Below are 7,795 nucleotides of genomic sequence, written 5' to 3'. Positions count from 1 at the left end.
CGAGCCGCGAGCCGCGAGCCGCGAGGCGCGAGCCGCGAGCCGCGAGCCGCGAGCCGCGAGCCGCGAGCCGCGAGCCGCGAGCCGCGAGCCGCGAGGTTACGCCGTTGTTCTTGCTCGGCTCCTTGTGGTTGTGGCGGCTCCGGCCAGGAGGCCCAAAGCTGCGGCTGTCAGTAGGCGCACGCCGGTGGTGTGTGGGAGGAAAGCCGCCGGGAGGAAAGGGATCAGGGCTACCAACGGGGTGGTGACCGCTGCGGCTGCTGTCCAGAAGCGGGTCGGGTTCGTGGGGACGGTTGGTGCCTCGCCGTGCCAGCGGTGGATCAGGCGGCGTCGGCCGATCAGAGCCGCCAGCGCCAGCATCGCGACCAGGCCGGCCACGTGGGCCGGGATCTCCAGCACGGGGACTGCCTGTTCCAGGTCGTCCAGCAGGATGTGGCTGGCGGCGCCGATCAGTGCGGACAGCGCTGTGATCCACCAGCGGTGACCAGAGTCGGACAGGGCGCCGTAGTCGCGGAGTGCGAACGGGCCGCCGGACGGCAGATGGGCGGCGACGGCCGGGGCGGCTCGGCGGGTCAGGAAGCAGCCGAGCAAGGTCACCGGCAGGCAGAACAGGAACAGGCCGTGCCATTGGTGGGACAGCGGCCAGACGGGTAGGCCGCTGCCGTCCACCAGGTAGGCGATGTCGGGTGAGGCGGCTCCGAGAACCAGGGCTACGCCGTCGAACCAGCGCGGCCTCCAGAGTTTCAGCGGAAGGATCGCAGCGGGATGTGTGGGAAAGGTACTCGGCACCGCCCGGATACTAATCAACCCCGACCAATCAGCCGGTCAAGCGATCCGGCCGACGATGCCCCGCCGATTTTCCCGACGACGCGACGAGACTCGACACGGCGCACTGCGACCCGACCCGGCGCAACCCGGCGCAGCGCAGCACGACCCGGCGCAACCCGGCCCAGCGCAGCACGAACCGGCGCAACGCAGCACGACCCGGCGCGGCGATCAGGCAACGGTGAGCGCCGGTCAGGAAGTCGATGTCGATATTCAAACGCCGCAAATGTGCAGGGAGGTGAAGGTGAGCGGCCGGCCCCGAAGGAGATCGGGAGGGTGATGACAGACAAACAAGTGGCATAGCGGGCAAGGTCCGAGAAGGGGCAGACGACACAAGGGACAAGCGGCGCGGAGGAACAAGCGGCGCGGAGAAACAAGCGGCGCGGAGAAACAAATGGCGCGGAGGGACAAACGGCGCGGAGGGACAAACGGCGCGGAGGAACAAGCGGCGAGAAGCGCGGATGGCATGACAAGGGGGTGGCAAGACGGATAGGCGACTGGGCGGACCGGCATCATGAGGGGCGGGTGACCGATTTGGGTCGGTATTGTGTTGATCATGAAGTTGACTGAGAGCGACGTCCGCATCGGGGACATCCGGACCACCGTCATCAGACCCGCGACGGGTGGGTCCTGGCCGGGGCTTCTGCTCTACACCGACATCTTTCAGCGGACCGAGTCGACCCTGCGCACCGCCCGGCGGCTGGCCGGCGCCGGTTTCCTCGTCGCCGTGCCGGAGATCTATCCGCACGGGAACCTGGGCGGCGTGGCCCTGGAGTTCGACGACGCCGGGAAGCAACGCGGGCTGGAGGGGGCGGCCACCACCAGCGTCGCCGGGTTCGACGCGGACCGGCTGGCCGTTCTGGATCATCTGTCCGATCGGGACGACGTGGACCGGATCTTCGTGACCGGGTTCTGCATCGGCGGGCATCTGGCGTTCCGGGCGGCCTTCGACTCCCGGGTGGAGGCGACGATCTGCTTCTACCCGACGGGACTGCACAACGGCGCGCTCGGCAAGGACGCGGACGCCGGCAGCCTGCAGCGGGCCGGCGAGATCCAGGGCCGCCTGATGATCGTTTTCGGTAGTCAGGATCCGCACGTCCCGGCGGACGCCCGGCTGGCGATCCTGCAACGGCTGTACGCGGAGGGCCTGACCGACCTGGAATTGCACGTCTTCACCGGTGGTGAGCACGCCTTCATGCGTGACGTCGGCCCGCGCCACGACCCGATCCTGACCGACCACGCGATCATCGAGGCCACCCGATTCCTTAACGAGAGCTAGCCTTCACAATCGTCAATGTCCTAACATCCCGAGAAAGTTTCGCGTATTCCGGCGTGCCCCGAAGGGAACCCCATGCGCCGATCTCTTTCTCTGGCGAGCGCGAGCGCTCTCACCGCCCTGTTGATCATCCCCGCGACGCTCGCCGTCACGGCCGACCCCCAACCGGCCGTGGCGGCGTACGCCACCAACGACTACTGCCTCGGCGAATGCTCCGACATCCTGCCGCCGGGTCAGAACGGCAACGCCGACCTGGCCACGATCCTCGCCCACCAGGCGTTCGGCACGATGCCCGCCAACGCGAGCAACCAGCTGGCCCCCTACGCCAACCTCACCTACAGTTACACCGGCCTGACCCCGCAACAGATCAACACCTTCTTCAACGACGCGTCGTACGGCGTGGCGGCGGCGAACGTGGCGAGCACGAAATCCCCTCGCTCCGATGTCACGATCGTCCGCGACAAGGCCCTGGGCATCCCGCACATCACCGGCACGACCAGGGCCGGAACCATGTTCGGCGCGGGTTACGCGGGCGCGCAGGACCGCCTGTTCCTGATGGACCTGATGCGGCACGTGGCCCGGGGCAGCCTGACGAGTTTCGCCGGTGGCGCAGCCGGCAACCGCGATCTGGAGCAGAGCGTCTGGCGTAACTCACCGTACACGGAAACCGACCTGCAAAATCAGATCAACACCTTGCGGGCCTCCGGGACGCGAGGGGCGCAACTTTACGACGACGTCCTGCAATATCTGGCCGGCATCAACCTGTTCATCGACGACTGCATGGCCGCCCGGAACTGCCCGGGTGAGTACGTGCTGACCGGTCACCTGGATGCGGTGACCAACGCGGGCGGCCCGGTCGACTTCGTGCCGACCGACCTGATCGCGATCGCCGGTGTGATCGGTGGCCTGTTCGGCGGCGGTGGCGGCACCGAGATGCAGTCGGCGCTGGTCCGGGTCGCGGCCCGGGCGAAGTACGGCAACACCGCCGGTGACCAGGTGTGGCAGCAGTTCCGTTCGCAGAACGACCCGGAGGCGGTGCTGACCCTGCACGCGGGTCAGAGTTTCCCGTACGGCGGCGGGGATCCGAACGCCTCGGGCGTGGCCATGCCGGATGCCGGGACCGCCACCCCCGAGCCGCTGGTCTACGACCGGACCGGAAGCGCCGCGACCGGGGTGTCCGGCACCAGCGCGATCGCCGATTCGCTGAGCAACCTGACGATCGACAGTGCACAGCGCGGCATGTCGAACGCCGCGGTGGTCAGCGCCGCGAACTCGGCAACCGGGCATCCGGTCGCGGTTTTCGGCCCGCAGACCGGTTATTTCGCCCCGCAGTTGCTGATGTTGCAGGAGCTGCAGGGCCCGGGGATCAGCAGCCGGGGTGTCGCGTTCAGCGGACTCAACCTCTACACACTGCTGGGACGCGGCCCGGATTACGCGTGGAGCGCCACGTCGTCGGTGCAGGACATCACCGACACCTACGCGATCCGGCTCTGCAACGCCGACGGCAGCACCCCGACCACGGCGTCGACGTCCTACCTCCACCACGGCACGTGCACCGCGATGGAGACGCTGAGCCGCAGCAACGCGTGGACGCCGACGACAGCCGACTCGACGGCGGCCGGCTCGTACCGCCTGACCGTGCTGCGCACCAAGTATGGCCTGGTCAGCTGGCGTGGCAAGGTCGGCGGCACGCCCGTCGCGTTCACCAGCCTGCGGTCCACGTACGGCCACGAGGCGGACTCGGCGATCGGTTTCCAGATGTTCAACGAGCCGGCCCAGATGGGCACGCCGGCCGCGTTCACGGCGTCGGCGTCGAACATCGCGTTCGGGTTCAACTGGTTCTACGTGAACTCGGCGGACACCGCGCTGTTCACCTCCGGCACCGAGCCGATCCGCCCGGCGACCGCCGACCCGAACCTGCCGGCCTGGGGTGACGCCGCCCAGGAGTGGACCGGGATCCGCCCGGCGAGCGCGCACGTGCAGGCGGTGAATCAGGACTACTTCGTGAGCTGGAACAACAAGCAGGCTGCCGGATACTCGGCAGCGGACGGCAATTTCAGCTTCGGATCGGTGCAACGCGGTGACCTGCTCGACGCGCCGTTGAAAGCCGGGATCGCCGCCGGGACCAAGTACGACCGGGCGTCGCTGCTCAAGGTCGTACAGCAGGCGGGTTTGACCGATCTTCGGGGTAAAGAGGTGTTGCCCAGCCTGCTCCGGATGATCGACACCACCACGGTGACCGACTCCACCCAGGCCGCCGCGCTGACCAAACTGCGCACGTGGCTGGCCAACGGGGCCCTCCGCAAGGAGACCGCGGCGGGCAGCAAGGCCTACACGGACGCCGACGCGATCCGGATCCTCGACGCCTGGTGGCCGAAACTGGTCACCGCCCAGTTCTCCAGCGGGCTCGGCACCGGACTGTTCACCTCGCTCGTCGACACGCTGCAGATCAACGAGTCGCCGTCCGGCGGGCAGACCGGCCAGGTCTCCACGCTGCCGCACTCCGCCAACGCGGCACAGGGACACAAGGGCAGTTCCTTCCAGTACGGGTGGTGGGGCTGGGTGGAGAAGGATCTCCGCGCGGTGCTCGGTGACACGGTGCCGAACTGGTCGACGAAGTACTGCGGCGGCGGCACCGTCAGCGCCTGCCGCACCGCACTGCTGACCAGCCTGTCCGCCGCGATCGCCGAGCCGGCCGCCACCACCTATCCGGGCGACACCCGGTGCGCGGCCGGGAACCAGTGGTGCGCCGACGCGATCCTGCAGTCCCCGCTCGGCGGCATCACGCATCCGCTGATCTCGTGGCAGAACCGTCCCACGTACCAGCAGGTGGTGTCCTTCCCCGCCAAGCGCGGTGACAACATCGCCAACCTGGCGTCCGGTAGGACCGTGACCGCCTCGGCGTCCGAAAATGGTTACCCGGTGGCGAACGCGATCGACGGCAACATGTCGACCAGGTGGGCCAGCGACTGGTCCGAGGGCCAGTGGATCCGGGTGGATCTCGGAGCCTCGGCGACGGTCGGCCGGGTGCGGCTCTTCTGGGAGTCGGCGTACGCGTCGGCGTACCGGATCGAGACCTCGGCCAACGGAACCACCTGGACCCCGGTCGCCTCGGTGACCGGCGGTAACGGTGGCGAGGACGTTGTGGCATTCACCCCGGGCACCGCCCGCTATGTCCGCCTGACCAGCGTGACCAGGGCGACCCAGTACGGCCTGTCCCTGTTCGAACTGGAGGTCTACCAACGCTGACGGCGGAACAGGGGGTGACCACGTCACCCCCTGTTCCGTTGCTGAAGTCAGCCCATGACGGAGATGCAGAACGGGTGGCCGGCCGGGTCGAGCAGCACCCGCCAGCGGTCCGGCTGCGGCTGGTGCTCCGGCTTCGTCGCGCCGATGGCCAGGATCGCGGCCTCGCCGGCCTCCAGTTCCGCGACCCCCAGCTCGATGTGCGCCTGCTTCGGCACGTCCGATTCCGGCCATGTCGGCGGCACGTACTTCGCCACCTTCACAAATCCGATGCCGTTGCCGGGAGCACCCAGGTAGATGAACTCGTCACTGGTGTAGGCCACCTCCATGCCGAGCAACTTCACGTAGAAGTCGGACAGCGCCGCCGGGTCGTCGCAGTCCAGGGAGAAGCCGGTGTACGTGGCGAGTGCCATGGTGGTGCCCCTTTCGTCAGCACCCACCCTGTCAGCCATGACTGACATCTTGTGGCAGTCTTCTGGGAATGCGTGCCAGTCGACTCCTTTCGGTGGTCCTGCTGCTCCAGGACCGGGGCCGGCTCACCGCGCACCAGATCGCCGGCGAGCTGGGCGTCTCGATCCGGACCGTCTACCGCGACATCGAGGCGCTCGGCGCGGCGGGCGTGCCGGTCTACGCCGAGCTGGGCGCGAACGGCGGATATCAGCTGGTCGACGGCTACCGGACGAAGCTGACCGGGCTCACCGAGCAGGAGGCCGGATCGATCTTCCTGGCCGGGGTGCCGTCGGCCGCCGCCGAACTCGGCCTCGGCGCGGTGCTGACCACCGCCGAACTCAAGCTGCGTGCCGCGCTCCCGGCCCGGCTGAGCAGGCACGTCGACGAGATCCGGGACCGGTTCCACCTCGACCCGGCGGGCTGGTTCCGGGAGACCGAGAGCCATCCGGAGCTGGCCGCGCTGGCCGGAGCGGTGTGGAACCGGCGGCGGGTGCGGATGCGGTACCGGCGCTGGCGCGAACCCCGCGAGGTCGAGCGCGTCGTCTCGCCGTTGGGGATCGTACTGAAAGCCGGGGTCTGGTATTTCCTCGCTCTGGCCGGCCAGGACATCCGGACCTATCGGGTGGCGACGGTTCTGGAACTCACCGTCCTCGATGAGACCTTCGAGCGGCCGTCCGATTTCGATCTCGCCGCGACCTGGGCCGAGTGGGCCGTCGACTTCGAACGGCGACTGCACCGCGACCACGCCACCGTCCGGCTCGCGCCCGCCGCGCTCAGCCGCATCCCCTACCTGATGACACGCGCGATGTCCCGCGAGGTCGACGCCGCCGTCGGGCCACCGGACGACGACGGCTGGACCACGGTCACCCTCCCGATCGAGTCGATCAACCACGCCCACGCCGAGTTCCTGCGCCTCGGCGGCGACATCGAGGTGCTCGCGCCGCCGGCCCTGCGCGAGATGATGAGATCAACGGCACAATCCCTGCGGCTTCTGTACGAGGGAGAAGATGTCGGACCCGGCCGATAGCCTCGGGGCATGGTTCCCGACGTAGCGGCGCTGCTCGATCAGCTGCCCGCGAGCAGTGACGACTTCGCGCGGCTGGCCGGCACCGACCCTGATCAGTTCCGGCCATTTCAGGAGACGGTCGCCGAGTCGTTCGCCGACCGCTTCGAGGTGAATTATGACGACCTGTGCGTGCTGTTCGCCGGTGCCTCGGACCGGTGTGTGGAGATCCTGGCCGGGCGGCCCGCCGACGACTTCCGGTCCGCGTGGATGCTCGCGGCGATCGGCACTCCGGCGGCGCTGACCGCGGTCGCCGAGCGGGTGCGGGCCGGTGGTGACCGCTCGGAGTTCGAGGACTGTGGCCTCTGGGTTCCCCCGCACGGGCCGGCCGAGCGGCGGTTCACTCCCGAGCGGCGGGCGATCTTCCTGGAGGTGGGCGGATTCCCCGGGGCGGATCATCCGGTCGGGCTGCCGATCTCTGTCGTCGCGGATGCTCCGGCGGTCTGGCACTACCTGTCGGTGCGGCTCGACGAGATCCCCGGCCTGCCGTCCTGGCCGGCGACGCACGCCCACCTGGTGGCGCCCGAGTCGACCGATCGGTGGACGCTGTTCGCCGCCGTCGATCCGGGCGGCCGCTATCACGACGTGCTCGTCGAACTGACGGACGGGGAGGATGACGAGGAAGACGACGACGGGTTCACGTTCCAGGACGATCGGTCGTTCGGCCTCGGCCGTGTGGTGCTCCGGCCATATGGTCCCGGCCTGGTCTACTCCAACGGCCACATCCACTCCACGCCGGGTGTGGTCGGCACGGCGGGCGGACCGCCGATCGGGTTGTACCCGAACCCGGCATGCCCGAAGTGCGAGCGCCTGATGTTCCACGTCGCCACGGTGACGAGCATGGTCCGCGAACACGGCGACGGTTTCCGCAGCCTCTACCTGTGCGAGAACTGCAAGACGGCCGCCGTAACCGCCACCAGCTGGAACTGACGTCATCG

7 protein-coding genes are annotated in these 7,795 nt (G+C 68.8%); 4 read left to right on the top strand and 3 right to left on the bottom strand.

Annotation, left to right across the window (positions count from 1 at the left end; genetic code table 11):
• Positions 1-96 precede the first annotated feature (96 nt).
• Complete coding sequence (locus Aco03nite_RS31690; protein WP_203801393.1) at positions 97-786, bottom strand: DUF4184 family protein; 690 nt, start codon at positions 784-786, stop codon at positions 97-99.
• Positions 787-814: 28 nt separating this feature from the next.
• Positions 815-1,039 (bottom strand): hypothetical protein, encoded by a 225-nt coding sequence (locus Aco03nite_RS31685; RefSeq protein WP_203801391.1) that lies wholly within the window; start codon positions 1,037-1,039, stop codon positions 815-817.
• A 339-nt stretch (positions 1,040-1,378) separates the two neighbouring features.
• Here Aco03nite_RS31685 and Aco03nite_RS31680 point away from each other — a divergent pair, with 339 nt between their 5' ends.
• Positions 1,379-2,101 carry a dienelactone hydrolase family protein gene (locus tag Aco03nite_RS31680; RefSeq protein ID WP_203801389.1) on the top strand — a complete coding sequence of 241 codons (723 nt, stop codon included), beginning with the start codon at positions 1,379-1,381 and terminating at the stop codon, positions 2,099-2,101.
• A 72-nt stretch (positions 2,102-2,173) separates the two neighbouring features.
• Complete coding sequence (locus Aco03nite_RS31675; protein ID WP_203801387.1) at positions 2,174-5,347, top strand: penicillin acylase family protein; 3,174 nt, start codon at positions 2,174-2,176, stop codon at positions 5,345-5,347.
• A 47-nt stretch (positions 5,348-5,394) separates the two neighbouring features.
• Here Aco03nite_RS31675 and Aco03nite_RS31670 read toward each other — a convergent pair whose 3' ends face one another.
• Positions 5,395-5,796, bottom strand: a complete 402-nt coding sequence (locus Aco03nite_RS31670; RefSeq protein WP_239145604.1) for a VOC family protein — start codon at positions 5,794-5,796, stop codon at positions 5,395-5,397.
• Between the two features lie 29 nt (positions 5,797-5,825).
• On the opposite strand from Aco03nite_RS31670, the gene Aco03nite_RS31665 reads away from it, so the two are divergent.
• Positions 5,826-6,821 (top strand): helix-turn-helix transcriptional regulator, encoded by a 996-nt coding sequence (locus Aco03nite_RS31665; RefSeq protein WP_203801385.1) that lies wholly within the window; start codon positions 5,826-5,828, stop codon positions 6,819-6,821.
• A gap of 9 nt (positions 6,822-6,830) precedes the next feature.
• Entirely contained in the window at positions 6,831-7,787 is a 957-nt protein-coding gene (locus Aco03nite_RS31660; RefSeq protein ID WP_203801383.1) for a hypothetical protein, read from the top strand.
• Positions 7,788-7,795: the final 8 nt, after the last annotated feature.

This window comes from Actinoplanes couchii (assembly GCF_016862075.1).
Taxonomy (GTDB): Bacteria; Actinomycetota; Actinomycetes; order Mycobacteriales; family Micromonosporaceae; genus Actinoplanes; species Actinoplanes couchii.
This window is presented reverse-complemented; position numbering and strand designations above follow the sequence as displayed.